This window comes from Bradyrhizobium elkanii USDA 76, from assembly GCF_023278185.1.
GTDB classification, from domain to species: domain Bacteria; phylum Pseudomonadota; class Alphaproteobacteria; order Rhizobiales; family Xanthobacteraceae; genus Bradyrhizobium; species Bradyrhizobium elkanii.
This window is the reverse complement of sequence record NZ_CP066356.1, coordinates 5,728,250-5,753,881: the sequence shown is the minus strand read 5'-3', so window position 1 is coordinate 5,753,881 and position 25,632 is coordinate 5,728,250. Positions and strand designations below refer to the sequence as shown.

At 60.5% G+C, this 25,632-nt stretch carries 24 protein-coding genes and 2 pseudogenes; 10 read left to right on the top strand and 16 right to left on the bottom strand.

All coding sequences use genetic code 11. The features are described from left to right. Window positions 1-81 precede the first annotated feature (81 nt). The gene (gene aspD, locus JEY66_RS28015) at window positions 82-1,707 is read right to left on the bottom strand and encodes an aspartate 4-decarboxylase (protein WP_018271003.1); all 1,626 of its coding nucleotides are present in this window, start codon (window positions 1,705-1,707) and stop codon (window positions 82-84) included. 359 nt (window positions 1,708-2,066) lie between these two features. Between aspD and aspT (JEY66_RS28010) the strand changes: the two genes are divergently transcribed. Together aspT (JEY66_RS28010) and aspT (JEY66_RS28005) are read left to right on the top strand one after the other, a co-directional pair. After that, a complete protein-coding gene (gene aspT / locus JEY66_RS28010; protein WP_016842241.1) occupies window positions 2,067-3,758 on the top strand; it encodes an aspartate-alanine antiporter in 1,692 nt (563 codons plus the stop codon). Between the two features lie 26 nt (window positions 3,759-3,784). Next, window positions 3,785-5,479: an aspartate-alanine antiporter gene (aspT, locus tag JEY66_RS28005; RefSeq protein ID WP_018271004.1), complete on the top strand. Its 1,695-nt coding sequence runs from the start codon at window positions 3,785-3,787 to the stop codon at window positions 5,477-5,479. Window positions 5,480-6,484: 1,005 nt separating this feature from the next. On the opposite strand, the gene JEY66_RS28000 is transcribed toward aspT (JEY66_RS28005), so the two are convergent. After that, a complete protein-coding gene (locus JEY66_RS28000) occupies window positions 6,485-6,664 on the bottom strand; it encodes a hypothetical protein (protein ID WP_018271005.1) in 180 nt (59 codons plus the stop codon). Window positions 6,665-7,107: 443 nt separating this feature from the next. On the opposite strand from JEY66_RS28000, the gene JEY66_RS27995 reads away from it, so the two are divergent. Then, window positions 7,108-7,836: a Crp/Fnr family transcriptional regulator gene (locus tag JEY66_RS27995; RefSeq protein ID WP_016844137.1), complete on the top strand. Its 729-nt coding sequence runs from the start codon at window positions 7,108-7,110 to the stop codon at window positions 7,834-7,836. On the opposite strand, the gene JEY66_RS45720 is transcribed toward JEY66_RS27995, so the two are convergent. Then, window positions 7,833-7,967, bottom strand: a complete 135-nt coding sequence (locus tag JEY66_RS45720; RefSeq protein ID WP_256438838.1) for a hypothetical protein — start codon at window positions 7,965-7,967, stop codon at window positions 7,833-7,835. The two genes, JEY66_RS27995 and JEY66_RS45720, sit on opposite strands and share 4 nt — an antisense overlap. Before the next feature lie 1,162 nt (window positions 7,968-9,129). On the opposite strand from JEY66_RS45720, the gene JEY66_RS27990 reads away from it, so the two are divergent. Further along, window positions 9,130-9,405, top strand: coding sequence for a photosystem reaction center subunit H (locus JEY66_RS27990; protein ID WP_075969240.1), 276 nt, complete (start codon window positions 9,130-9,132; stop codon window positions 9,403-9,405). 879 nt (window positions 9,406-10,284) lie between these two features. Here JEY66_RS27990 and JEY66_RS27985 read toward each other — a convergent pair. The 3 genes and pseudogenes from JEY66_RS27985 to tnpA all read right to left on the bottom strand — a co-directional run bounded on the left by JEY66_RS27985 (window position 10,285) and on the right by tnpA (window position 11,419). Beyond that, a complete protein-coding gene (locus tag JEY66_RS27985) occupies window positions 10,285-10,500 on the bottom strand; it encodes a hypothetical protein (RefSeq protein ID WP_018271007.1) in 216 nt (71 codons plus the stop codon). 482 nt (window positions 10,501-10,982) lie between these two features. After that, window positions 10,983-11,090: pseudogene (locus JEY66_RS27980) on the bottom strand (transposase domain-containing protein); the annotation flags it as partial. Next, entirely contained in the window at window positions 11,048-11,419 is a 372-nt protein-coding gene (gene tnpA, locus JEY66_RS27975; protein WP_018271008.1) for an IS66-like element accessory protein TnpA, read from the bottom strand. The pseudogene JEY66_RS27980 and the gene tnpA, both read right to left, overlap by 43 nt. Before the next feature lie 359 nt (window positions 11,420-11,778). On the opposite strand from tnpA, the gene JEY66_RS27970 reads away from it, so the two are divergent. Next, window positions 11,779-13,215, top strand: coding sequence for an IS1182 family transposase (locus JEY66_RS27970; RefSeq protein WP_018271438.1), 1,437 nt, complete (start codon window positions 11,779-11,781; stop codon window positions 13,213-13,215). A 213-nt stretch (window positions 13,216-13,428) separates the two neighbouring features. Here the strand turns inward: JEY66_RS27970 and ku are convergent, their stop codons facing one another. The 4 genes from ku to JEY66_RS27950 all read right to left on the bottom strand — a co-directional run bounded on the left by ku (window position 13,429) and on the right by JEY66_RS27950 (window position 16,707). Further along, window positions 13,429-14,274, bottom strand: a complete 846-nt coding sequence (gene ku, locus JEY66_RS27965; RefSeq protein WP_018271011.1) for a non-homologous end joining protein Ku — start codon at window positions 14,272-14,274, stop codon at window positions 13,429-13,431. Window positions 14,275-14,615: 341 nt separating this feature from the next. Then, window positions 14,616-14,891, bottom strand: coding sequence for a hypothetical protein (locus JEY66_RS27960; protein WP_018271013.1), 276 nt, complete (start codon window positions 14,889-14,891; stop codon window positions 14,616-14,618). A 776-nt stretch (window positions 14,892-15,667) separates the two neighbouring features. Then, entirely contained in the window at window positions 15,668-15,874 is a 207-nt protein-coding gene (locus JEY66_RS27955; RefSeq protein ID WP_018271015.1) for a hypothetical protein, read from the bottom strand. Window positions 15,875-16,380: 506 nt separating this feature from the next. Beyond that, window positions 16,381-16,707 carry a hypothetical protein gene (locus JEY66_RS27950; RefSeq protein ID WP_018271017.1) on the bottom strand — a complete coding sequence of 109 codons (327 nt, stop codon included), beginning with the start codon at window positions 16,705-16,707 and terminating at the stop codon, window positions 16,381-16,383. 194 nt (window positions 16,708-16,901) lie between these two features. On the opposite strand from JEY66_RS27950, the gene JEY66_RS27945 reads away from it, so the two are divergent. Continuing rightward, window positions 16,902-17,237: a hypothetical protein gene (locus JEY66_RS27945; protein ID WP_125459372.1), complete on the top strand. Its 336-nt coding sequence runs from the start codon at window positions 16,902-16,904 to the stop codon at window positions 17,235-17,237. Between the two features lie 398 nt (window positions 17,238-17,635). Here JEY66_RS27945 and JEY66_RS27940 read toward each other — a convergent pair whose 3' ends face one another. Beyond that, window positions 17,636-17,842 (bottom strand): hypothetical protein, encoded by a 207-nt coding sequence (locus JEY66_RS27940; protein ID WP_018271019.1) that lies wholly within the window; start codon window positions 17,840-17,842, stop codon window positions 17,636-17,638. A gap of 492 nt (window positions 17,843-18,334) precedes the next feature. Continuing rightward, a pseudogene (locus JEY66_RS45490) lies at window positions 18,335-18,575 on the bottom strand (hypothetical protein); the annotation flags it as partial. A gap of 159 nt (window positions 18,576-18,734) precedes the next feature. Here JEY66_RS45490 and JEY66_RS27935 point away from each other — a divergent pair. Beyond that, window positions 18,735-19,094, top strand: coding sequence for a nuclear transport factor 2 family protein (locus JEY66_RS27935; RefSeq protein ID WP_016843833.1), 360 nt, complete (start codon window positions 18,735-18,737; stop codon window positions 19,092-19,094). A 10-nt stretch (window positions 19,095-19,104) separates the two neighbouring features. On the opposite strand, the gene JEY66_RS27930 is transcribed toward JEY66_RS27935, so the two are convergent. Beyond that, window positions 19,105-20,451: an ATP-binding protein gene (locus JEY66_RS27930; protein WP_244620788.1), complete on the bottom strand. Its 1,347-nt coding sequence runs from the start codon at window positions 20,449-20,451 to the stop codon at window positions 19,105-19,107. Window positions 20,452-20,523: 72 nt separating this feature from the next. Between JEY66_RS27930 and JEY66_RS27925 the strand changes: the two genes are divergently transcribed. Continuing rightward, window positions 20,524-21,168, top strand: coding sequence for a response regulator transcription factor (locus JEY66_RS27925; protein WP_026192607.1), 645 nt, complete (start codon window positions 20,524-20,526; stop codon window positions 21,166-21,168). 127 nt (window positions 21,169-21,295) lie between these two features. Here JEY66_RS27925 and JEY66_RS27920 read toward each other — a convergent pair whose 3' ends face one another. Together JEY66_RS27920 and JEY66_RS27915 are read right to left on the bottom strand one after the other, a co-directional pair. Continuing rightward, complete coding sequence (locus tag JEY66_RS27920; protein WP_129964975.1) at window positions 21,296-21,739, bottom strand: hypothetical protein; 444 nt, start codon at window positions 21,737-21,739, stop codon at window positions 21,296-21,298. Window positions 21,740-22,456: 717 nt separating this feature from the next. Then, window positions 22,457-22,603: a hypothetical protein gene (locus tag JEY66_RS27915; protein WP_016843837.1), complete on the bottom strand. Its 147-nt coding sequence runs from the start codon at window positions 22,601-22,603 to the stop codon at window positions 22,457-22,459. 205 nt (window positions 22,604-22,808) lie between these two features. On the opposite strand from JEY66_RS27915, the gene JEY66_RS27910 reads away from it, so the two are divergent. Both JEY66_RS27910 and JEY66_RS27905 read left to right on the top strand, forming a co-directional pair. Next, window positions 22,809-23,180 (top strand): nucleotidyl cyclase domain-containing protein, encoded by a 372-nt coding sequence (locus JEY66_RS27910; protein WP_026192608.1) that lies wholly within the window; start codon window positions 22,809-22,811, stop codon window positions 23,178-23,180. A 548-nt stretch (window positions 23,181-23,728) separates the two neighbouring features. Continuing rightward, window positions 23,729-24,013: a hypothetical protein gene (locus tag JEY66_RS27905; protein WP_157183448.1), complete on the top strand. Its 285-nt coding sequence runs from the start codon at window positions 23,729-23,731 to the stop codon at window positions 24,011-24,013. Between the two features lie 623 nt (window positions 24,014-24,636). Here the strand turns inward: JEY66_RS27905 and JEY66_RS27895 are convergent. Beyond that, entirely contained in the window at window positions 24,637-24,996 is a 360-nt protein-coding gene (locus JEY66_RS27895) for a PRC-barrel domain-containing protein (RefSeq protein WP_016843840.1), read from the bottom strand. Window positions 24,997-25,632 lie beyond the last annotated feature (636 nt).

Sequence of the window (25,632 nt, the reverse complement as noted above, 5' to 3'; positions counted from 1 at the left end):
GAGCCCCGGCACTATCGCCGGGGCTCTTCTTTTGCTTCAGCCCTGCCGGATCGGACGCTCGATGCGCGGCAAACACCGCTGTCAGCGCTTCGTGGCTCCGCCCTCCGCTGCTTCGTAGGCGTCGCGATAGCCCCTCGCGATCGTCCGAACGCCGCGCCCGATGTCGTCATAGACATCGTCAGGCAGGTTCGCGAGCGACACGCGAAGCGACCATTCGGGCGCATCGAATCCGCCGCCGTTCAACAGCACGATCCCGTGGGCTTCGGCCAGCCTGAACGCGAGGTCCAGCGGATGGACGTTCTTCTTTAGATATTCGACCGCAGCGTCGCCGATGTTCTTTCGGGCCCAGAACTCGAAATCGATCAGGGCGTAGTAGGCATCGTAGTTCGGATTCGGGCTTAGCTTGTCGGCCAACCCGAGCCCGTCGAGCATCGACCACAGGCGCTTGTTGACGATCTCCATGCAGGCCGCCTGATAGGCCTTGTTCACGTCCATCATCTCGGCGAGCGAGAACAGGCTCATCATCACCTGCTGCGGCAACGACAATCCCGCGGTGTGATTGAGCGCCACGTCGCGGCTGTCGGCGACGATGCGGTCGATCAGCTTGAGCTTGCGCGGCTCGAGCGTGAGCGGCCCGTAGCGCTTGTCGAGTGCCTTCACGGCGTCGTCCGGTAGCTTGGCGATCATCTTGTCGAAGATATTGTCCTCGTTGATGGCGATGGCCCCGAGCCGCCATCCCGTGCAGCCGAAATACTTCGAATAGGAGTAGACACCGATGGTGTTGTGCGGCAGTTCGCCCAGCAGCGAACGGAAGCCGTGCACGAAGGTGCCATAGACATCGTCGGTGAGGATCATCAGGTCGGGGCGCTTGGTCTTGACCAGATTGGCCAGCTTGGCAACCGTCTCCTTGCTCAACGCCATCCCCGGAGGGTTGGACGGATTGACCACGAAGAAGGCCTTGATCTTCGGATCCTCCAGCTTCTTGATTTCCTCGTCGGTGAACTGGAACTTGTTTTCTTGCGGAGCCCTGATCTGAACGACCTTCAGGTCGTAGTCTTCCAGGTGCGTCATCTCGATGTAGGGCGTGAAAATCGGCGTCGCCAGCGCAATTGTATCGCCAGGCACCAGCAGGCGGTTGGCCTTCAACGACTTGAAGAGGTAGCACATCGCCGCGGTGCCACCCTCGACCGCATAGATGTCGAATTTCCCGGCCGGCCGGGGCTCGCCGCAAACCGCCCACATCAGGTATTCGTGCACGATCTTTTCGTTGTGCACCAGCATCCGGTCCGGCACCGGGTAATTGTCGCCGATGATCGAATCCACCAGTTCGTGGACGAAGGCGTCCGGATTGAAGCCGAATTTCTTGACCGCAAAGGGCAGCATCTCGGTCAGGAAGCTCGCGCCCGGCATGTCCTTGTGCTGTTTGAGCCAGGCCTCGAACCGCCCGGCGATGCCGTTTGCCTGAGGCATGCCGCCGATGCCCGCCGGGTGCTCCATCACCCGCTTGCTCTCGGTGATGGCGAATTGTCCCAGCAGGAAGAAGCCTTCGCGCGGCGTCGTCGCCACCCAGTTCGGATTGCCCCGCCCGGCGTTCAGGAAGGGCATCTGGCTCCGCTTCGAATTGCTCTTGGCGAGGTTGATCAACTCGTCCTTGATCTCGAAGGGGCTCAATGCCTCGAATTTCTTCAGGGTCAGAAGATCGGCCATTTGACACTCCCGGGGCGATGCAGGCTGTTGGAATGGAGGCGACAGGCTCTGTTGCCTGCGCAATCGCGCGCAGCATGATCGGCGACCGGTGACGAGCCTTGATCTATGTCAACGGTCGCGCGCTGGCGATGCGATCGCTGCGACGGATCGCCGCTCACGATGCAGGTGCGCAGCACATGCGTAGTGTCGGCAAGATCATGAAATCGCAAGGCTCTCGCAGTTGCGGTTGACATAGATCAACATCCTGCTCGCCAGCCGCCATCTGATGTCGACCGATACGGTTGCTCGCCGTTTTCGGCCCTGACGAGATCGAAGCGGGCGCACGCCGAAGCCCCGGGACAGCATGAACGGGTGACATCATGATCGATTGGCTCTTCCAGACGCTCCGCACTTATCCCGAAATTGCGATCTTCCTCTCGCTGGCTCTTGGCTACTATTTCGGATCCTTCACCTACAAGGGTCTTGGACTGGGCGCGGTCACCGCGACACTGGTCGCCGCTGTCATCATCGGCCAGATCGGAATCACCATTTCGGGGCCGCTGAAGCCGTTCTTCTTCCTGATGTTCCTGTTCGCAATCGGTTACGGTGTCGGACCGCAATTCGTGCGCGGCATCGCGCAGGACGGCGTTCCGCAGGCGGTTTTCGCGGCGGTGGTCTGTGTCTTCTGTCTGCTGTCTGCGTATCTCGGCGCCAAGCTCGCCGGTTACGACGTCGGATCGGCCATCGGGCTCTATGCCGGCTCGCAGACGATTTCTGCGTCGATGGGCCTCGCAACCGACGCCATCAATCGCCTTGGTCTGCCCGCAGATGAAGCCAAGAAGCTGCTCGATGCCATGCCGGTCGCCTACGCCGTGACCTATATTTTCGGCACGGTTGGGTCGGCGATCGTGCTGGCGCTGCTGGGGCCCGCGCTGCTCGGCATCGACCTTGAAGCCGCGTGCAAGAAATACGAGGAGGAGCATGGCGGCAAGAAGGAGCTGGGCGGCCCGGGCACGGCCTGGCACCAGTTCGACCTGCGTGCCTACCGCGTCAGCGAGCGGGGGCCGGTCGTCGGCAAGACGGTCGAGCAGGCCGAGGCGCTGATTCCCGATCATCGCATCTTCGTTCTCCGGCTTCGGCGGGGCGGAAAGATCGTGGAGGCGACCTCCGACACCGTGATTCATGCCGGCGATGTCGTCGCCGTGGCCGGGCGCCGCGATGTGCTGGTGCAGCTGATCGGCGAGCAGGCCGAGGAGGTTGACGACCGCGAGCTGCTGGCGGTGCCGATCGAAGGCGTCGATGTCTACGTCACCAGCAAGGACGTCGACGGCAAGACGCTGGAGCAGCTGGCGAAGGAACCGGGCGCGCGCGGCGTATTCCTGCGCAGGATCGCCCGGGGCGCGATCGCGACCGAGATTCCGATCCTGCCGAACACCAAGATCAATCGGGGCGACATCCTCACCTTGGTCGGCCGCACGTCCGATGTCGCCGCCACCACAAGGCTGCTGGGCCGGCCGGATCGCGCGACCGACGTTGCCGACGTCGCGTTCATCGGCGCCGCCATCGCGATCGGCGCCCTTGTCGGCGCCTTCGTCTACAAGATCGGAAGTGTGCCGCTCACGCTGTCCACCTCCGGCGGCGCGTTGATCTCAGGTCTGTTCTTCGGCTGGCTTCGATCCGTGCATCCGACCTTCGGCCGCATCCCGTCACCCACCGTGTGGTTCATGAACTCGGTCGGCCTGAACGTCTTCATTGCCGTGGTCGGAATCTCCTCGGGCCCGGGATTTGTCGCCGGCCTGCAAAAGCTCGGCTTCAGCCTGTTCCTCTGGGGCGTCGTCGTGACCACCGTGCCGCTGATCCTGGCGATGTTTGTCGGCAAATACGTGTTCCGCTTCCACGACGCGATCCTGCTCGGATGCTGCTCCGGCGCGCGCACCACGACCGCTTCGCTGGGCATGATCAACGACCGCGCGAAGAGCCAGATTCCCGGTCTTGGCTACACCGTCACCTACGCGGTCGGAAACACGCTGCTGACGATCTGGGGCATGGTGCTGGTGATGATGATGACATAGCCGCGGCCCGGGACCGTGTTGAGACGATGTTGACCTGGCTGGCGCAATTTCTCGTTCGTTATCCGGAGCTCGCGCTGTTCCTGGTGATCGCGGCGGGCTACTGGATCGGGAGCTTCAGGATCGGCGCTTTCAGTCTTGGCCCGGTGACGGGCGCGTTGTTCGCGGGGCTCGCGGTCGGCGATTTTGCGCATGTGCCCGTCTCAAGCATGACCAAATCGTTCCTGTTCCTGCTGTTCCTGTTCGGGGTCGGCTATTCGGTCGGTCCGCAATTCGTGCTGGCGATGAAGCGCGACGGGCTGAAGCCGATGCTGATAGCCGTTGTCGTGAGCCTCACCGGCCTTGCGGCGGCGATCGTCGTGGCACGCGCGCTGCGGCTCGACCCCGGCTTTGCCGCCGGGCTCCTGTCGGGGGCGCTCAGCCAGAGCGCTGCAATGGGTACGGCGACCGATGCGGTCAATTCCCTGCCTGTGTCCGAGGCAGAGCGCGCGTTGTTTGTCTCGCACATCGCGGTCGCGGATGCGGTCTGCTACATCTTCGGCTATGCCGGCGTGATCACATTCTGCACGATTGTCGTTCCGGCGCTGCTGAAGATCGATCTGAAGACCGAAGCGCTCAAACTGGAACAGGCCCTGGGCATCACGCGCGCCAAGCCCGGCCTCGCGTCGGCCTGGCGCAAGTTCGAACTGCGCGCCTACCGGCTGGATGCTCACGCTGCGATCGTTGGGCTGACGGTTGCCGCGACCGAAGCCCGCGTGCCTGGGCAGCGCGTGTTCATCCACCGCATCCGCCGTGGCGAGCGCATCCTCGAGGCGGAGCCTGCAACGGTGCTCGCGGCAGGCGATGTCGTCGCGCTGTCGGCGCCGCGCCAGATCATCGTCGAGCTGATCGGACCGCGCGGGGAGGAGGTCGAGGACCGAGAGCTCCTCGATATCCCCGTGGTCGCGGCGGACGTGTTCTTGATCAACACGAAGCTCGCGGGCAGCAGCCTCCAGCAGGCGTCGGAACAAGACTGGACGCGCGGCCTTTATCTGCGCTCCGTGAGCCGGGGTGGTGAAGCGCTTCCGATCGCTGCCGGCACGGTTCTGGAGCGCGGCGATCTGCTGCGTATCGTGGGTCCTGAAGCCGTGGTGCAGAATGCGGCCAAGAATATCGGCGTCATCGTTGCGCCCAGCACCACGATCGATTTCGTGGTGCTGGGGCTTGCGATTTTCCTCGGCGGCCTCGTTGGCGTTCTCGTGAGCTTTTCGGTTGGTGGCGTCACGATCTCGCTGAGCACCAGCGTCGGCACGCTGCTCGCCGGACTTCTGGTCGGCTATCTCCGCACGCGTCTGCCGTATTTCGGCCGAATCCCCGACGGCGCCATCAGCCTGATGACGTCGCTCGGACTGGCTGCGTTCGTCGGCCTGACCGGGATTCATGCCGGGCCGATCTTCCTTGCCGCGATACGCGAGTCGGGCATCGGGCTGCTGCTGGGCGGCATGATCGTCACCCTGTTGCCGCAGATCGTCGGCTTCTGCTTCGGCCATTTCGTGTTGCGCATGAACCCGATCCTCTTGCTCGGTGCGTTGACCGGCGCACAGACGGTCACGGCCGCGATGGCTGCCATTCAGGAGCGCTCGGGCAGCTCCGTGGTCGTGCTTGGCTACACGCCCGCCTATCCGATCTCCAATATTCTGCTGACAACCTGGGGATCGGTCATGGTCGTCGTTTTCGCCGGATGACGGGGCAGGGACTCCCCCAGGTCCGGACGACCGCAACCCGCCCGCCGGTGGCTTCGCCAGATCGCTGCGCACACCGAATGTCGGAACGTGCAGCTCCCCGATTTCGGCTTCGTAAAGATCGACATTGCGTGTGCACTTCACCCCGATTTTCGTGTGCGCTGCATGTGCATCGGGAGATCAAATGAGGTACATACGTGCGCAATTCCGACTGGTTTGGAGTACACATGTGTGCACGTGTTCCTGTTCCAGTCCATGGTAGAGATGGGATAACTATTTGGAATATCGAGACTATCTGTTCTCCGTCGCCCCGATGATGGATTGGAGCGAGAGTTCAATTTTTTCAACCAATTAGAAGGTGGCGTGTGCACGACGTGTGCACCGGGAGATCAAGAAAAATCCCACGGCGGGCAATGTGAGCAGGTTCGAACGGGGTGCCCCGTCAGACAGGCGGACATGCACGACATGAATTTTCGCAGGGCAGGGCACTTTCGCTGACGAACCAATTTCAATTGTCGGAGCCGCCGCATCAGCATCGCGCGGCTTTGGTGGTCTGACTGAGAACAGATGCAGTGTGGGTTGGTAGCGCTCCCCCCTACTATCTTTCCCCACACTCCTTTGACGCGGTTCGGATAGGCCTTTTCGCCCAGCAGGGCATTTAGCCGGCCTGCGATCTCCACAGTTACGCCGCCCGGCCGCTCTGGATCGCGGAAAACGGTGACGGTCTCGACGAGGTCCCTGATAGCTTCGGCGGCCTCTCCGTCGCCCGCGCTGATACCCTTCGCTAGCGCTTCCTCAAGACGGCCGAGTTGTTCCTCATACCGCGAACGGGGAGCATGTTATGTTTTCGACGTAGCCCATCTGGGTGAGATTCTGAACGTCAGCCGGACCGAGCGGGTTGACGATAAAGCGCCTGGCTCTGATGTCCCGCAAGACCCAGCGAAGTCGGATGGCTTCGTCCAGGGGCAAGCTCTTCAATTCACCCATGCGGCCATGTCATCCGTTCTGTCACGTTGCGCGAGCGGGTTGCTCAGGCTGCCGACGCTTGTCCAGCAGCAGTTGCTCTTCGTTGATGCGTTGGCGAAAGCGCTCGCGCTCCCGTTCCGAGGTCGCGGTAGCCAGGAGATACTGGTATTGGTCGATGATCTTCTCGCTGCCGCGAATAAGTGTCATTTGAAGGTCGATCATGGATGGCCTTTTCCCGATGTTCTGGCCGTCGGGATAGACGTCAGACACGTACCGATGGGGGGTACGTCAGACGCCACGCGTTGCACGGCTTCGAGCTCCGCGCCGATGCGCCTTTCGATGAACTGACGCTCCAAGTCGGAAAGCTGCGTTTTCAGGAGCCACCGATAATGCCGGATGTTGGTGCGGTGCGCTCGGAGTTGCTCGAGCCGCCGGTCGATCAATCTGGAGTATGGCTTCTCCATCGGGCCATACCTTCAGACTGCCGGGCTTCAGCCAGGTTATCGAGGAACATCGCGGTCCCCCCAATTGTTATCTAAGCATCATCGGCAACTATCAATTGGGCGCCGGTGGCTGAGAGTGTCGTGCTCCCGATCATCCGTTGGCGAAGCAGGCATTTCACCGCCGGCGCTACGCTCATTTCCTCCAATGCGGGAAGAACGCCGATGACTTCAAACATCGCGACTAGCCTGATCACAAAGTTAACTGCCTCCAACCGGCTCGACAGCGATGATATTCAGGCACTTCAGCAGCTTCCGATCCAGGAACGCCAAGTCCCGGCTCAGCACATTATTGTCGCCGATGGCAGCCGACCAAAGGAGTCTTGCCTGCTTGCCGAAGGATTTGCGTACCGTGCAAAAATCACGCAGGACGGCAAGCGGCAAGTCCTCTCGTTGCACATTCCCGGCGAAATACCGGATCTGCAGAGCCTCTACCTCAACGTCATGGATCACGATTTCACGACGCTGACACCCTGCACGCTTGGCTTCATCCCTCATGAAGCGATCAAGGCCTTGTGCAAGCAGCGCCCGAATGTGACAGGTGCGCTTTGGCGCGAAACGCTCATTGACGCGGCGATTTTTAGGGAATGGATCGTCAATGTCGGCCGCAGGTCCGCGGACGAGCGTATGGCCCACCTTTTCGCCGAAATTCATCGTCGATTGAGGGCTGTCGGTCGAACGAGCGACGGTGATTTCAACTTCCCTATTACGCAATCCGATCTTGGAGATTGTCTCGGACTTTCGACGGTCCACGTCAACCGCACGCTGCAGGAACTGCGGCAAGAAGGTATCATGCAAGTCGAGCGGCCACACTACCGCATTCTGGACCACGATAAATTGGAGGAATTGGCCGGATTCGATCCGGCCTATCTTCACTTGGAGCCGACTGGCTAGCTCGAAGGGGAGACGATGCGCTTGGCGGTGACGTCGATCTGAAAGATTGCGTTTTCCTCTCGCTTGACCACGATCGACCGACGATTGGATTTGTCGGGATCCAGATTGGACTCGGCATCGCGAACCGTCATCACGGCCTTCTGCCAGGCCACCTCGTCGTTCAGCAGCTCCTCGCCATCGGGATCATCAAACGGACGGTCATTCGAAATGGAGAAGGAGCGTAGCCGGCAACTCGTCGTCGAACTAGAGGGTCTATCTCACTTTCATATTTAGCCGAGTGTGCTCTAGGTTTTGTACAAGCCACACGGCCGGTCCGAGCGGGCCGCAGCCGCCGCATAGTACCGGGGAAAATAGCAACCGATAGAACGATTGGGTTACCTGATCCGGGGAGCCAAATGCGCTCCGCTAGTGCTACGACAAGGCGCGCCCTGTCATGCCCCAGCGCTGAGCAATTGTCGCGGAAACCGTAGGCGTCCGGTCTCGACTATCGTCGCCACCGATCTAAGCTAGCTCAGCCTCGTGGTGTGATCTCGCGGTCGACTAAGAGGACGGAGCCGCCAAGCCCGACCGTACCCGGATTGGCGGTTCTCTTTTGCACCGAATGCAACATTAACAGGCAGGTCGCGGCGGTGAGCCTGAGCCTTTGTCGCAATTTATCTGCCGAACCCGCGACCTAGCAGCCTCGGTTTAACGCAAAAGCCCGGCCGTCAACTAGGACGGCCTGGCGAAAGTGATACGAGCTCGATGAACGCTGCGGATATGCTGCGGCGCGGCAGGGCGGTGGGTACCTTGATTGGAGGGTGTTTAGCCGCCGGACTGAGGCACGAAAGCATTCACGTATGCCGCTATTCGCGCCGCCGGTGACGGTCGTATTGTCAAAGGTTACCGAGCTGACGGAATGGAGGCGGCCAAGCCGGCATCAGCGGTACAATCGCAATTGCAGCGAGATGATCGGTGCTCATGGCGATGTCCTTGCATCGCCCCCATCAATTGGTCTTCGAGCGCGAGCTATTCCCTATAGGCGCCAGGCCTACCCGCCACTTTGCAAGATCAATGCGTCGGATATGGGCGTACTAGGTTCCTCATTCCATTCGTGATGAAAATTGGGGAACGAAGACGCCCCGCCAGAAAGCAGCAGGCCCCCATAAGCGCGGTTCACATGTGCTAATGACGCGGTGCCCGCATGATAGAAAACTCGTCTTCGAGCGTGGCGCTCATATGGCGTGGGCTACCGCTCGACCCCAGCGTAAATCGATCGCAGCTTCAGATTACATTTAGGATAGTTGCGTACCCATGAACGAGTTTTTTGACTGCAGCAAACGCGCTTTAAACATCCTCTCCGAACTTCATGCTTCCGAAAAAGAGTTGGTGGGCAAGGGGGTCGTCTTGTCCGATGGGAAAGCCGGCACAATTGAGCACGTATTTGTAGATGACGTCCATGGGCTCCGCATTGCAATTGCGGGACATGAAGGTCGATGGCCAATAGCGATGGTCAAGCAATTGGAAGGGGATCTCTCAAGAAAGCCAATCGCCAAAACCAAATTACGGCGCGAGATTCACGAAGGTTAATGACTCCGCTGCTGCACACTGCGACGATCGGCTTCCTACGAGCGGGCTTAAAACCATGGAACGCATGAATGGAGTGGAGCGGACATTTGCGTCTGTTACTGCGCTGAGTGTCTTGGTTCTCGTCGCTAGCCTGACCGCATATGCGTTTAGCTAGTGGAGCCAGAAAAGTAGCGGCATCCGAACAATAGGCCAGATAACTTTCATTTCGTATTGTTTCAGCCTTGGAAACAGGCTCGCTGCTTCTCGGCGGACAGCGGTCCTCGATCTGGCCTGGCCCCAGCATGATCCGGATGCTGGGGCCATCTTTTTTGTGCTGCCTAACAGGACGCGCCCCCAGCACAGGCCGATTGCGCCCAAAGCCTTCTGGCCGTCCTTTTCATAGGAGCGGGCCTGACGAAGTTGGGTTACTCTCAAGCCAGGCGCTGATCCCGCCCCACAACGTCTGACGCCGCAGTATGTAAGCAAAGCGCGGCCTCAGCGATTCCTACCGCGCTGAGGCCGTTTTACTTTCAGGAACAAGTGGCAATTTGTGGAGTTGCAAGGGAGGTTGCTCTCAGGAGGTGGGACGGGCATCGGGCTCAGTGCTCTCCCGGGGCATTGGGCAGTTCGCTTTCGTGAAGGCAAGCTATGACAGAAGAGCGCCGAGACTGGACTCTGATCGTCGGATTTCTCAGTATTGCGGCTCAGCGCCATGCTTGATTAGCCGGACCCAGGTTGAACGGCTCCGAAATGCCTGTGTCGTCTTTCGCGGCCGGCTCAAACGAGAACTGCGGTTCTGGACGTCAATGTTACTCGGATTTTCGCCGCTCTGGATCGTTGGCGGGCTGCTGATTTTCTTTAGGTGGTAACTGTCCCGCGAGATGCAGCAAATTGCCTAGATCACGGATGCAAAAGAGAAAGCAGACATTGTCGACGCTGTTCGCGGTCAAGTTGAGCTTTTCGCATCATCTCGAACTGAGCTTGAGCCTTGATGGTGCTTTCGTTTGACCGCTTCAACTCGATCAGCAACGCCTCCTGCTCCGCGAGCCGTTTTTCTCCCTCCACAACATCACGTTCAATCTGCCGCAACTCGTCCATGATCGAGTCTTTGTACATCTTAGTCCATCGCACCTGTGCAGTTGCAGCCGTGTGAGCTTAATCATTTCCAAGAGCTAGCCGTTCCTTGAATTCGACCTTGCGCTGCAGGGTTTTTCGGCAGGCCATGGCGGGAATAAGTTGCAATAGGAACGGCAGGATGAAGCGGCGGTTTTACTCTGCCGGCGTCGAACGCTACCGTCGCCGGCGACGACCAAAGCGGAGACTTGGCTTCAGCGCCTTCGGCTGAAGCCATTTTTTTGGAATAGATGGCAATTCCCGAGACAGGGGGCTCGCGTAATTGTCGACAAGGGTGGCTCTGCGACAGGCCGGTTCCGTTGTTCGACAAGGCTCAGTTCGAATTTCGCTGATCCAAGGGCCGCGCTCGCTCTCGAGTATTGCCTGCGCTCGTTCAAAATGATCCCAGCGCGACGAAGCGGCGGCTCATCTGGCCGAGTGGCTGATGTCCCCACGCTCTGCGGGCGCCAATGTAAGCGTCGTTCTCAAGCCACGGCTTTGAGGGATTGCGCGCGATAGGCCCAAGGAAGCAGCTGATCGATATCGCTGTTTAGATGGCCGTTGACGATCCTTGTGAGGACGTCGGCCAGATATCCGGCTTGGCCTTGCACCGCATTCCTTTGCGCTCACGGCCAAGAGCGGGCGCCGGTACCACGGCGTCCACCACCGCCGGCACAAACTGTACTTCGTCCGCCTCGAAATGACCGCCTGCGGCTTCTCGCAACTGCCGCCGCCAGCCAAACAGCTGCTGCGGTGACAAGCCATGCCGTCGTGCCACGGAACACACCGAGTCGCCACTCGACACGATCTCCGCGACAATCCGCGCCTTGTCCTCGTTGCTCCACTTCCGCCGACGACCGGCTCCGGTGAAGACCTCAAGCCGCCGCACCGGCTCCGTGATAGCAGTATGCACTGTGTTCATTCTAAGCCTAACGGTCGAACCGAACCGCAGACTCGCAGATCACCCTGTCATCCGGTAGGTGGCCGCTGAACAGCGCTTACGCGCCAATATAGGCCGCCCATGATCAACCAGCCTCACTTCGACCCCTATTCGAAGGCAGCGCGCATCTTTCGACACACGCCCTCGTAGCCGAGCTTGCAGGCATCGGTGAACATCTTCGGGCCGTCGACCCCTTTGCGGAAAGACATTCCATGCAATCGGAATGAGCCGGGAAACCCCAGACTAGCCTTTGACCGCCGACCAGTCTGCAACTGGCCCAGGCCGTGTGAAAACTCCGCCTCTGCTATTAGTATTCTCCGATGAATCGGCGGGGACGAGCGATGGCGGGATTCGTGGAAGGGGTTGATCGCGCACAGAGCACGTTGTTCCCTGCACTGCTCGACGACTACGTGTCCGAGGACAATCCGGTGCGTGCGGTTGATGTGTTCGTCGACGGGCTCGATCTGGATAAGCTCGGCTTCGTTGGCGTCCAGTCACTCGACACGGGGCGACCCGGCTACCATCCCGGCATGATGCTCAAGCTCTACATCTACGGCTACCTCAATCGCGTGCCGTCGAGCCGACGCCTGGAGCGAGAATGCCAGCGCAATATCGAGATGATCTGGCTGACCGGGCAGTTGGCGCCGGACTTCAAGACCATCGCGGATTTCCGCAAGGACAATGGCAAGGCCATTTGTGAGGTCTGCCGCGAGTTTGTCGCGCTGTGCCGCAAGCTTGATCTGCTTGTTGCAGCGAGCGTCGCCATCGATGGATCGAAGTTCAAGGCCGTCAATGCGCGGGACAAGAACTTCACTGAGGCGAAGATGAAGCGGCGCCTTGAGCGGATCGACGAGAGCATCGCCCGCTATCTCTCGCAGCTCGAGACCGCCGATCGGCACGGCGATGCGGTGCCAGAGGCGAAGGTTGAGCGGTTGAAAGGTAAAATCGAGAAGCTCAAAGAGGAGACCGTCCGGCTCAATGCGATCAATGCGGAGATGATGAAGAGCGAGGACAAGCAGATCTCGCTGACCGATCCTGACGCGCGCTCGATGGCGACAAGTGGCAAGGACACCGGGATCGTTGGCTACAACGTTCAGATTGCAGTTGATACGCAGCATCATCTCATCGTGGCTCACGAGGTGACCAACGTGGGCACCGACCGCCACCAACTCGCCAACATGGCCGGGCGGGCGCGCGACGAGATGGCTGTCGAGACGCTCGAAGCCGTGGCAGACCGCGGCTATTACGATGGAGAGGAGATCAAGGCCTGCGAGGAAGCCGACATCACGGTGACGTTGCCGAAGCCGATGACTTCGGGCGCCAAAGCTGCTGGCCGCTTCGGCAAACAGGACTTCGTCTATGTCGCTGCCGACGATGTCTATCGCTGTCCCGCCGGCGAGCGGCTAACTTATCACTATACGAACATAGAGGACGGAAAGACACTGCGCCGCTATTGGACAAGCGCCTGCAAAACCTGCGCGCTAAAAGCTCAGTGCACGACAGGCCCCGAGCGCCGCATCTCACGCTGGGAGCACGAAGCTGTTCTGGAGAGAGTTCAGAATCGGCTCGACCACAACCCCAATGCAATGGGTGTCCGCCGTCAGACAGCGGAGCATCCGTTCGGCACAATGAAGTGTTGGATGGGAGCAACACACTTTCTCACGAAAAATCTGCCAAAGGTGGCCACCGAGATGGCGCTCAACGTCCTCGCCTACAATATGAAGCGCGTGATGATGATCGTGGGCGTGGGCGGATTGCTGGAGGCGATGCGGGCGTGAGGCCGGCCCTCTGAGCGACCTAATCAGCGCCCCGAGTTGCGCGATTTTCACACGGCCTGGGCCCTTAGCGGACACTCACTTTAGCGTCGTTCGACGCCTGCTTTGGACCCCCGCGATCCCCGCACACGCGGGGAACGGATCTATGAGTACACGCCCTAGCTATCAGGCTGGCCACCACCAACAGATGCTTCGAAACCAGGCCCTCGAGGTCCACTAGCCCGCTTTGCGGCTCGGCTTGGCCGGCGCCTTTTTCGCCTTCGTCGTTTTCGCGGGCGCCGCCTTGCCGCCGCTCTGGATGCTCTGCTTCAAGGCGTCCATCAGATTGAACACATTGCTCGGCGCGGGCTTTCGTGTCGCTGCGATCGGTTCGCCTTTGCGCTTCTGGTCGAGCAGCTCCTGCAACGCCTGCTCATAGCGGTCTTCAAACTTATCGGGCTCGAAGTGGCTCGATTTCTGCTCGACGATATGCTTGGCTAGATCCAGCATATCCTTCGTGATCTTCACGTCCTGGATGTCCTCGAAGTATTCGGCTGAATCGCGCACCTCATAGGGATAGCGCAGCAGCATGCCCATCAGTCCGTTGTCGCGCGCCTCAAGCGAAATGACGTGCTCGCGGTTGGTCAGAACCACGCGGGCGAGGGCTACCTTGTCGAGCGATCTGATGGTTTCGCGGATGACGGCGTAGGCGTCATGGCCGACCTTGCCATCGGGGACGATGTAGTAGGGCCGCACGAGATACAGATCGTCGATCTCGCTCCTGGGCACGAACTCGTCGATCTCGATGGTGCGGGTCGATTCCAGCGCGATGTTCTCGAGCTCCTCCTTGGTGACCTCGAGGTATCGGTCGGTATCGACCTTGTAGCCCTTGATGATGTCGTCGGAGTCAACCTCTTCGCCGGTGTCGGCGTCGACCTTCAGATATTTGATCCGATGGCCGGTCTTCTTGTTGATCTGATTGAAGCTGATCTTGTCGGATTCAGAGGTCGCCGGGAACAGTGCGATGGGGCACGTCACCAGGGACAACCGCAGAAAGCCCTTCCAATTGGCGCGCGGGGCCATACTCAAACTCCACCTACACTGAATGGTATCAATATAGGACGACTGTCAGCGAAGTGGAGTGGCCAAGCGCGACATTAGGCGCCTCAGCCGATAGGAACCTCCTGTTGCATCGATCGCTTGCCGGGGAACCAACCCAAGGGAAGCGACCATGCTTGGCGAGACATCCTATCTAATGGTGTGGCTCTGGTTCATCGGCGCCTTTGTGCTCGGGGCGGTTTTGGTCTACGGCGTCATGAAAGCTGGCCGCCTTCGGCGAAGCGAGCGAGCGCGGTTGGATCAAGACACAGCGCGAAGACAACGCACGGAAGATCCGCACAAGCGCCCATTCTAAAGCCTAGAGCCTAGCAGTCCGGACAGCTATCTCCGATGCCGCGCAGGACTTCGTCGATTGCGGCCCGGCACTCTTCCGGCGTGGCGCCCGAAAAGGGCTGGCTCCATGCCGCCTCGCGAGCCCGGTTCCGCGCATCGGGATCGCTGCGATCGAGGGCATGACCGTGGTGCTCGCACTCCTTCACGGCGTGGTGCTCGATCAGCATGCCGAGCGCCCAGCCTTCGAGACTGCGATAAGCCGGACGGGAGGCCTGCAGCGGCAGGCGACGTTGCGCGTTGGTCTTCATGGTGGCCTCGAATCAATCGACACTGCCAATTATAGCATTTGCGTCAACGCCTCTTCGCCGGGCCGGCACTTATGCCCGCTATGCAGGCTAGGAACCGAAATGCGAGAGTGTCTAGCGTCCCGGCCCGGGAGATCAGCAGCTTTGAATGCTCGTTGTGCGGGCGACGCTCGAAATCTGGAACTCAGCTTGGGTGCCGACCTACAAATTTTTGGCCGGGCCCCTCCGACCTACCGAAACGTAATTGTGCCGTTGGCACAGATTGCACTTTTGCCCCCAGTTGCTGGAGTCGCTCATAGGAACAAGTGTTCACTTTGTAACTTAAGCTCCCACTGCAACGGGGCAGATGGGCAGGACTATGGAACGTAAACTTGACCAGCTAAAAGCTCATTCGCTTACGGCGGTAGCACTGAGCACCTGCATACTCGTCGCAAGCCTTGCCATGCTCATATTGAGATAAGGCCGCCTCAGTTGGACGGCCCTGTGCTGTTCGATCTTCATTCCCATCACAGATTTGAGAAACTTTCATCGCGAACGTCTTGAACCACCGCACGCGCTGTGCGGCCGGCCTGCGGTGTACGAACGCTGAGCGGTCGTCCTAAACGGTCCGGCCCTCGCGGCCGGGCCTTTCGTTTGAGCGGCCTATTTCGCATCTGCGAATGGCCAAGCTGGCCCGCAACGCAAAAGCCCGGCGCTGACGCGCCGGGCGAATGCCGATATATTTCAGGTGGGCAATGGAGAATGAAGCGCTCAAACGGGGCCGCAGTATATCGGTAGTGTTACGGCTCGTCTGACGGTCCCTTGCTGGGGCTCCTCTCCAGCTCGTCCCGCGTCCTTCTGGAGCCTTCCAGCACAGCCTCGCTTGCGGCCAGGACGCGGAAGCTCCGCTCCATCTGCTCCAGAAAGCGCCGCGTGAAATCGTCCTTGGTCGCCTCCTTGGCCCGCCTATAGTGCTCCGCCATCTCCGCATAATCGTCGGCACTCATACCGTTATATGCGGCTGAACATAGTAACGTTCCTAGGCTTCGGGGTCGGCGACGAAGAAGGTGTTGGGAACGACGCCTTCGAAGCGTCGTTAGCAACGTGCCGCTCCTCGGTAGAGCGGAAGTGGCAATGAAGGTGCTCCGGCTCTTGCCCCCGAAGACTCGGGGCACATGTCGAGCGGCGGCCCGGCTGGCACCTCGCCAGGGCCGCCGACGCGGCCCCAGCCAGTCCCCTCGCTGGGGCCGTTCTCTGCGTCGATTACGACACCACTTCTGACATGCCTAAGTAAATATGGAAATGAATATTCGGGCGCACACTGGCGCAGTGTTCAGGCTCAGTCACCACGACGGCGTCGAGCGCAGCTTCATGGCGTTGGCGGCGGTATCGTTCGTAGCGCTCATCGTAAGCGTCGGCCTCCGTCGATCTGGGCCTGTCATCTCATGATTGATCCAACCGCCTTGGCCTCAGCGAGAAACCCACTCGCTGGGGCCGTTTCTTTAGGGCGCCCTTAGTCCTTCGTATCGACGTTCTGAGGAGCGGGGCTGCTGTCGGACTTCACCATCTCCAGCTTGATCTGCCTCAGTTTACCACTCAACCGACGCAACCTGGCTCGCGCCCGCTTAGCTGGCGTATTGAGTTGGGTCCCACGGTCCGTTTCTTCGCCATACCTGTTTTGCTCTTGCGGAAAAGGCTCATGCGTCTTGCGGCCGATGAAGGTGTCGGGCGGCGTGTTCTCGGCCAGAATCTTGATAGAATGCCGAACTGTGCTGCGCGCCTCATCAGCGAGCTTTTGAAGCCACGCTTGGTATTCGGCAATGTCGCACTGATCGGCCATAGCCGCGCTCCCTCCTCAATGCAGGCGGGAGCACTCTTTGTCTCTCAGCCACCGGCGCCCACGGGCAAAGCCTTAGCCGGTGATGCTTCATAACGCATGGCGGGCGGGTTAGTTTACTTGTGAACATAGGCAGATGATAACTTGGGGTAGGTTTTTAATCCTGGGCCGGTTCGCTTTGAGCAGAGGGTAGAGCCGTGAGTTCCAAACCAGATACTCGCGTTGCCGAGCAGTACCTGACTTGGGCATTAGAGGAGCTTGCGAAACTCGGCTGCCATCCCCAAGCCTCTCTCCACGCTCGCATGGCTTTGAACTATCTGCTCGGCGGCAGCGAAAGTGTGCCCTGGCGCTTTAACGAGAGCGCAAAGCGGTTTCGCGACAAGGCCGATGAGGCCGAGCAGCTAGCGATGGTGGCACACACCGCAAGCCGCCGTGACACCCTGCTCAAGATCGCCGAAAGCTACCGTCTTACGGCCGAGCAGATGGAGCAATCGTCTGTAAACGTGACAAAGCGGGACAAAAATTCAAACTGAGACATTATCGAATTTAGACACGTGTCAAGTCGAGGTAATCCGGGAGAGCGGTCTAAATTGCTGAGGTTTCCCGATAGACTCGACGACGCTCCCAGCCAGTCGCGCGCTGAAGATGTGGTCCGTGGAGGATCGTATCCGGGAAGAAGCCCTGACGCCGCTAGCCCCCGTCGGGGCTTCTTGCTGCTTTACGCCGGCTCAGAATGTACGAACGCCGCCCGCTTAAAATGCATGCGGACGGCGCCGTCTAGCCCCAGGAGGATCTGCAAAATCCTGGCTAAGGTAAGTCTGCACAAAGACTTAGAAAGTTTAATACCTCTGAAGGGGTAGCGCTGGCCGTCGGAACGGCGCCGCGCCCACGCTTTTGCGCACCCGGCGTGGTCTCTGCCGATCGCGCTGTGTCAGGCGAACAGGTCTTTGCCCGGCTGCAGCATCCTCACGAACGTCCCGCTCTCGTGATACTCGAGCCAGCCCTGATCCTTGGCGTACTGCGAGCCGACCCAGTATTCGGCCGGCGTCGCCTTGTCCTGGTAGATCATCGGATAGTTGATCTTCTCAATGTAGATCCAGCCGTCCTGGATCGGTTCAAAGGCGCGGGCGTGCTCCATGATCCGGCGGGCAGCCTTTCTCCGGGTCCGCCCAGCGCCGGTCTTCCCTCATCTTCATCGTCGATTTGCGCACCATAGATGTGAGGGGTGTGAATCTGGCTTTCGGCCGGACGGTGGCTATCAAACGTCGCGCCGCAGGGACAGCGCATCAGCGACGACGACTGTTGAGAAGGGAGCTTTTCGCCGCGGTCCCACATGCCTGCTTGCGCGCGATCCAGTCGCGATGATCGCGCCTGGAAGTCCGCCTCGGCCAAGGTCGGCAGCAACTCGCCCCATGCTGCTTCGAACCCCGCGCGCACGTCGTCGAACGTCGAGGCTGGGGCCGCCGGTCGACCGATCGCAGCCTTGATAGAAGCCGCATTTCCATTCCCATTGGTCAGCGTGGTTCGGCACGCCGGTGCGCAGTCCGATCGCCCCGACGCGGACGTCGCCATGAAAGACGTCCCATTTCTCCCGGACGGCTTCCTTGTCGCGCCCGGCGCGTGAGCTCGGTCACGGCTCGTCTCCGATCGGGCAGCGCTGCCACAGCTGCAGCGGCTCCGCGGCCAGGCGCTTGCCAGCCGTGCTCACTTCACGCAGCGCAGGCGACCGGCGAGATGGTGCACCCTGGTGGTCGGAACGTGGCGCAGTGCGGCCAGGTCGACCGCGCGCGGTGTCTTGCATCGCAAGCATTTATCTCGAGCCAATAGCCGGCATTGATAGCCTGGTCAATCGAGGGCGACGGGTCGACCGGGCCACGCCACTGGTATGTCTGGCCACCTGATGGTCGGTCTGCCATTGCTTGCCTTCATACTCTATGCTGAAACGCGCTGGACGAAACTAGCCCAGCGCGGCATTCATGCTTCAATCAGCCGACGCGGTTTTGCTGCTCGTGAAGCCTAGCAGGCAATTGATGCTGGCGAGGTTCGATTTGACCAATCATTTTGACGAAATGGCTGCTGTGGTGGATTGGCTCGACTGCTGCCGGAGCCACGACCTCGAGGCGCTGCTCGACCTTTATGCCGATCAAGCTCGGCTCGAGTGTGCCTGCGAGGGCAGTCGGATCAGCGGCCGTTCCGCGCTGGCGGATTATTGGCGGCCGAAGCTGTCTACGGTGGCCGCGGACGCCTTCGGGCTCGAGGAGATCACGCCGCAGGACGACGGGGTGGTGCTGGATTATCTGAGCTATGAAGGCAAGCGGGTTCGGATCATGTTTGTATTCGATGCCCTTGGCAAGATTTCGCATATGCGGTGCGCCCCGTCTTCGCGGTGATGACGCGTCCTCATCGCGCGACATGGTTCTGGAGTGGAATCCGGCAACGCACGATGGTCTGGCCTTGCTCGCGGACCAGCTGCAGCGTTCCGTCGAGCGCGCGCACCCGTTCGTGCATGCCGATCAGGCCTCTCCCGAAGGTCAGGTCCGGCGGCAGGCCAGTGCCGTCGTCCGAAATCTCGAGCTGGATTTGATCGCCGTTGACGGTCGCCGCGACGCCCATCGTGGTCGCGTGAGCGTGCCGGAGCGCATTAGTCACTCCCTCCTGGATAACGCGGTACGCGGTTTGCGAGAGCAGGGCATCGAGCTCATCCAGCCGATCGTCGAGCCGGGATGTCACGCGGAGGCCGGGCGCTTGGGATCGGGCGTTTCGCAGCAACGTCTGTACGCTTGCGGCTAGTCCAAGATCCGCAACAGAAAGCGGGCTCAGTCCCTCCAGGACGCGCCTGTTAGCCTGTTGCAAGGCTTCGGCTGCGCTGAGGATGCCATGCGCCGGCGAACCCGGCTCGGGCGGGCCCTCCGCCTCGGGATCCGACAGCGCGGTAGCGTTGGCGCGGATCGCGAACAGAAGCGGGCCCATCTCGTCATGTAGCTCCCGGGCGAGCTCGCGGCGCTCCTCGTCCTGCACGGCGACGATCTTGCGCAGCAGGTTCCGATTGTCTTGGCTAAGCCGCCTCAGCGTTACTGCAAGCTGATTGGCTTCCGCACAGCTCTTGCGGATCTCCGGAGGGCCGGCCAGCGGAATGGCGGCATCGTAATCGCCGTTTCGCATCCGGGTCAGTCCGGCGCCGAGCTGAGCCAGCGGCCGAAGCGCCGCGCCGGTCGTGAAATAGGCGCTCAGCGCGGCGAGCAGCATCAGCGCCGAGCTCGACGAGACGATCGCAACGAAGCCCGCCCATTTCTCCTCGATGTCCGGCGACAGATCGGGACTAAAGACGATGTCCCCGACATGCGTCACCCCGATCCTGATCGGATGCGTGGAGCCGAGCTCGGGAACCTTGAGCAGGGCAGTGAACCACGCGGGAATGTTGCCGTGGTGGCGGTCCGCCGCGCTGCGCTGCGGCCGCGTTCCAGGCGGCACGAATGCGATGGTCTCGGACCTCCCGAGCTTGTCTGCGAATGCGTCGAGGGTTTGCGGCGGGTTGCCGGCAACTGCGAGCGCGGCATTCAGCGCATTGGCCACCCGCTCGGCGGAGCGCGCGGCCTGGGCGTTTTCATTCTCGAACTGCTCGGGGGAGACGATCTGCAGGGCGAGGCCGCCGAGCAGCAAGGCGCCGACCACCATCGCAGCCATCGGCAGCAACAGCCGGGCACGAAGTGAGAGGTGGTTCCAGAATCTGTTCCAGAGTCTTGCCACGTCGGGCTCCGTTCAGCGATTCTTCTCTTTCAATTTCCGCGCGAAGTTCTATCAAAGGCAGGGGAGAGAATGATGCACGATACGTCCAAATCGTCCATGAGAGTATTGATCGTCGACGATCACCCGGTGGTGGTGTCGGGCTGCCGGTCCCTGTTTGCTTCCGACAAGACGGTGAAGATCGAGGAGGCCGCCGATGCCAAGGCCGGCCTGCGCGCCTTTACCCAGAAGCGGCCGGACGTGACCGTGATCGACATCAAGCTTCCCGATGTCTCCGGTTTCGAGCTGCTGCGCAGGATCCGGAAAGACGACCCGGTCGCCCGGATTATCATGTTCAGCATGAACGACGATCCCGCTTTCGTGGTGCGAGCGGTGGAGATGGGGGCGCAAGGCTATCTCTCCAAGAGCGACGATCCGCGCCTGTTCGTCAAGGCGGTGCGCAAGGTCGCGGCAGGCGAGCGGTTCATTTCGCCGCATCTCGCGGAGGCGATCGCGTTCGCCGGCGCCGCGATCAAGGCCAGCCCCGCCTCGCAGATGTCGGCGCGGGAGCTGGAGATCTTGCGGTTGCTCGGCCGCGGCGACAAGATCGTCGAAGTCGCATCAGCGCTAGGCATCTCCTACAAGACTGTCGCCAATGCCACGTCGCTGCTCAAGCAGAAGCTCGGCGCGAAGAACCACTCAGACCTGGTACGGATCGCCGTCGAAATGGAACTTGGCTGATCCTTGCATAAATTGAACTGATCGCGTGCAGTGACGCGACAATTCTTCATTGCCGTACACCAGGCGGCATTCATCAGGCCAAACGAACCCACCGGTAGCGGCAATCTTCAAGCAAGAGCTTCACGGCTCACCAGTTCGGGAACGACCAGCCCTGCCATTCCGGCTCGCGATAGCTCGCGAAGCGCTGACCGCGCTGTGCAAGTTGCTGGCGTCTCTCGCGCTGCGCCTGCCGGGTGGGCTTTGCGTGTCGCGCGCTGCGCTCGGGGCGCGCCCGCGGAGCTGCCCGCGACGCATCAACCTGCGCAACCGTCGCGGGCGGCGCAGCGGGGAGCGGCGCGGCGACAGCCGCCGAAGCTGGGAGGGCAGGCGCGGCGGCAGGGAGCGGGGTGCTCGTGTCCATGCGTATCGCCTCCGGCCATTTGTGCTGCGAGCGAATGCGGATGATTGTGCGATCGATGTCGTTGCGAGCGACGGTGACTGGCGCCGGGGCTGAAAAATACCAGTCGGTGAGAAACAGCAGACCGAGCAGCGTCGCGCCTGTAAACAGAAAATACCGGACCAGAGGCATCAACAACCTTCACCGCAATCCCGGACCGCATATCGGCACCGGCGCCGATCAACGGGAGAAAATGGCAAACGTTCCTCGCCGATCGCATGCGCTGAAACATGAAGCCACCCGCGGGCGGCCTCATCATGTCGTCGGTACGCTCACCAGGTCACCCAGTTGCGGCCGCGCCAATAGTCGCGTCCTTCGTGCTCGCGAACCGCTCGCGCGACCCCAGCGCCAATTGCCGTGAACCACGACGCGGGATTCACGCGGATAGGCATAGGTCTCATGGGTGTGCCTGCACACCCGCCCAGCGCACGCGATCGCCGCCGATGCGCTGATCGCGGACGTGGCCAGGAAGCTGGCGCCAAGGATGGCGCTGCGGCCGTCTTGCCGAGCCGTCTCATCTCATATCTCCTCAGGTGGGAACCATTGCTGCTGCGCCAACATCCGGTTTGCCGCCGTCCTTTTTGTCGGGAAAATATGCAAATGGTTGGGAACGGTTTGCCTCGGCGGCAGTTGATGACCTGCTTAAACGAGCACAATCAACTTCCCCAAAGGCTCCGGCGCGGTTCCCCGGCTGCGCCGGAGCTAATTATTGTGCCGGGTGCGGCGAGCAGGAGAGCGCGTCGACCGCGCCTTTGACGTGGAAGGGATTTTGATCAAGCAATCAGCCGGATGCGCTGTCTCACACCGCACAATGGTTGCCGGGTCCGAGCGAGCTGAGGCGGGTTGCCAGCGCTAGAACGGAGCGCGCACCTGCTGCGCGGCAAGCATCGCCGGATACTTTGCCGCCCTCGATTGCACGAACAGGCTCGATGTCACGATCAGTGCAAGCGAGAACAATGCCACCACCGACATGCATGCGACCTGATCGCCAGCGCCCATCTCAGCCACTCCGTGTTTTGCCTCGGACCGTGAACGTGGCAGGAACCGGTTCGTTCCTGATGTCGGGAAAAACCGGCAACATGCGGCGGCTGCCGCCGGCGGGTCGCAGCCGGCTGATGCAACCAAGGCATGGCCGTATGCGGTAGCTTCGATTATACCATGATTGGACTGGCACAGATTGGCAAGATCGAGCGGGGGTCTTCGTGTGACGAGCAAGCGTGTCGAACGACAATTGGCTGCAGTGCTGGCGGCTGACGTCGCTGGCTATAACCGCCTCATGAGCGTTGACGAACTAGGGACCCTCGAAGGCCTCAAGACGGTTCGGGGCCAGGTTGTCGACCCAGCCATCGCACGCCATAACGGACGGACCGTCAAAACCACGGGCGACGGAATGCTCGTGGAGTTTGCGGTAGATGACATCACCTGCGCAATGGCCATTCAAGATGAGATGGAAGTGCGCAACAAGGGTAGCCATCGTGGAATTAGCTTCCGGATAGGCATCAATATCGGCGACGTCATCATCGATGGGGTGACATATTCAGCGATGGCGTCAACATCGCATCGTCACCTGCACTAGCGATTGCGAAACCCTCAACCGAAACGTATCGCTACCGCTTCCTGACAAACCGTCGATCGCAATACTTTCGTTCCAGAACATGAGCAGCGATCCCGAACAGGAATACTTTGCAGATAGGATGGTCGTGCGAAATCAGCTCTTCCAAATTTTTTCAAATCGGTGAATGTTCTTGTGCAGCGCCTGCAACTACCATTGCCGGATCTTCTCAGTCAGCACGGGCGATCCGACGACAGTGTCACGTGTGATCCTCCAGGCGCACAGAGCGTGGCGACCTACAAGGAGCCCACCGGCCCGGCCGTGCCTGCGTTCGCTGGCAATTGAATGACGCGCAGGTGGCGGCCGTCGCGACCCTATATGCGCAACCACTGCGGCAAGACGACGCCGGTCGGTGAGGCCGAAGCGAGGAATGAACGCACGGCGCTCGACGCTAGGACGAACTAAGTCTCACGTCGGCGTCAAGAATTCCCCCTAGCCTTAGTAGGATTCCTTGCCGGAACAGTCCGGCGCCGGCGAAGACGAGCGTGAGACCGATGCGATGGCGCAACTTCATGAAGATGGCCGCGAGAAGGCTTGCCTTGAACGTGCCGATCGTCAAGGTAACGAACCATTGCCGATTCCGCGCGCCAGAAGACAAGGCCGATGCAGGCCGCGCCTACGAGCAGCCATGTGACGATCCTTGGTATCGGGCGAGAAAAATCTCGACCGCTCACGCGACCCGCGCCCGATTGGAAGGTCTGAATGGCAAAGAAGCGAAGAAGCAGATCGCGCGCGGTCGCAGGACGGCGCACACGTCGCCGGCGGGCAGGATTGTTACGAGGCGAAGAAAACCCTGAAGTCGGCTGCGTCGGTGAAGGGGGCCGTCAACAAGATCGGCATCAGCCGCAACCGAATTGAGCGTCGGCTCGGATCGGCGATGAAGAAGTCGTTAGGAACGGTACCTTCGAAGCGTCGTTAGTAATACGTCGCTCGCGGCAGAGCGGTTGGCGAATGAACGTGCCCGGCTCTAGCCCCCGGCGAACCCGGGGCATATTCGATCAGTTAACAGGCGAGTATTAAGTGGGCTGGAATGCTCTATCGATCGATTGAACGAAAATGGTTGAAGGGCTCAGACTTTATGTAGCTTTCGCAGTCGATGCCGCGGGCGTTTCTCGGGCCACCTATGAGTTCACTAGCCATGGTGATGACGAGGCGACAGAGCGGGCTAAGGGATATCTGAATGCCCACGAGTTCATCGAGCTTTGGACCGACCATCGGTTCGTCACTCGTCTGAAACGCGGGTCCGAGTGAGCTAGTCAGCCGCGGGGCCACAGTCGGGCTGTCCCTTCGTCATTGGCCGCCTGTCGTTCAAAATCAGCCTAGAGCCTGGAATCACTTTTGTGCGCAGCCACCGCTCGAACTGGCGCGCGCGCTCCGCGTGTCTGCTTGTGGAAGGGCAGCCGAACGCGCGCCAGGGCAATCAGATCGGGACGCCGTAGTAGTCGTTCACCGACCGGCCGGCCGCCGGATCATTCCAATTCCAGCTGGCCTCATCGCGATACTTTGGCGCGCCCTGCAATCGGCTTTCGGTTATGCCGGTGACGTAGCCGCCGAGATTGGTGTCGTACTTCAGCGACTGCCACGGGAGGGGATAGTGATCGTCCCCGATGCCGAGGAAACCGCCGAAGCTGAGAACGGCATACGACACCTTGCCGCTTGTTTTATCGATCATGAGACGTTCGATGGTGCCGACCTTGTTGCCGTCGGCTCCATAAACTGCCGTGCCTTCAACCTTGTCGCTTCCAATCAGAGCGTCGGATTCATTGTCGTCTAAAGCCATGGTCGTCCTCCAATACAAATAGCTTTGGCTGCAAATCATCAAGTTCGTTGAACGTTCCTATCGTTGCCTTCTTGCCGGGAGAAGTAGTTCGAAGCGGCATTGCGACGCCGGGCGTCGTCACCAACTGTTCGACTTCAATCGTTCGCTCCGCGGCGCTCGCTCTCCAGCCGCCACGAGCCAGCCCGTCGCGTCGGCGCGTACGTCATGCGATCAGGGAGAAGGTCATTGCCGCAGCCGGGTGTCGGCAGGTATCAACCTGGCGTTTTGGCTGGCCGGGAAGATCGAAGGTCGCCAGCGAAAGCCTCCCGGCGATCAGAGCAGGCTCGTCCCGAAAATGGCATCGAGACGCTTCATCGACCTGGCGGGAAGGGCAATGTTTTATGGAATTCTATCGGCTGAAAGACGGCTTTGGTTCGGTTGGCCGTGGCCGCCAGGCCCGACTTGGGGGAAGTTTTCCTGGCCCGTTGGCGTAGCTCCTGGGCTTCTCTGTTAAGGCGTTCTTCAAGAGGGAAAATCTGTCTAACCCGGCGTCGTCGCTTCATGGCTCCTCTCTCCAAAGTTGACGGTCCAGCTAAAAACAGCAGAATTCTCGGAAGATGGAAAAGTTCCGGTGACCTTGGACGACTAGTGCCGCCT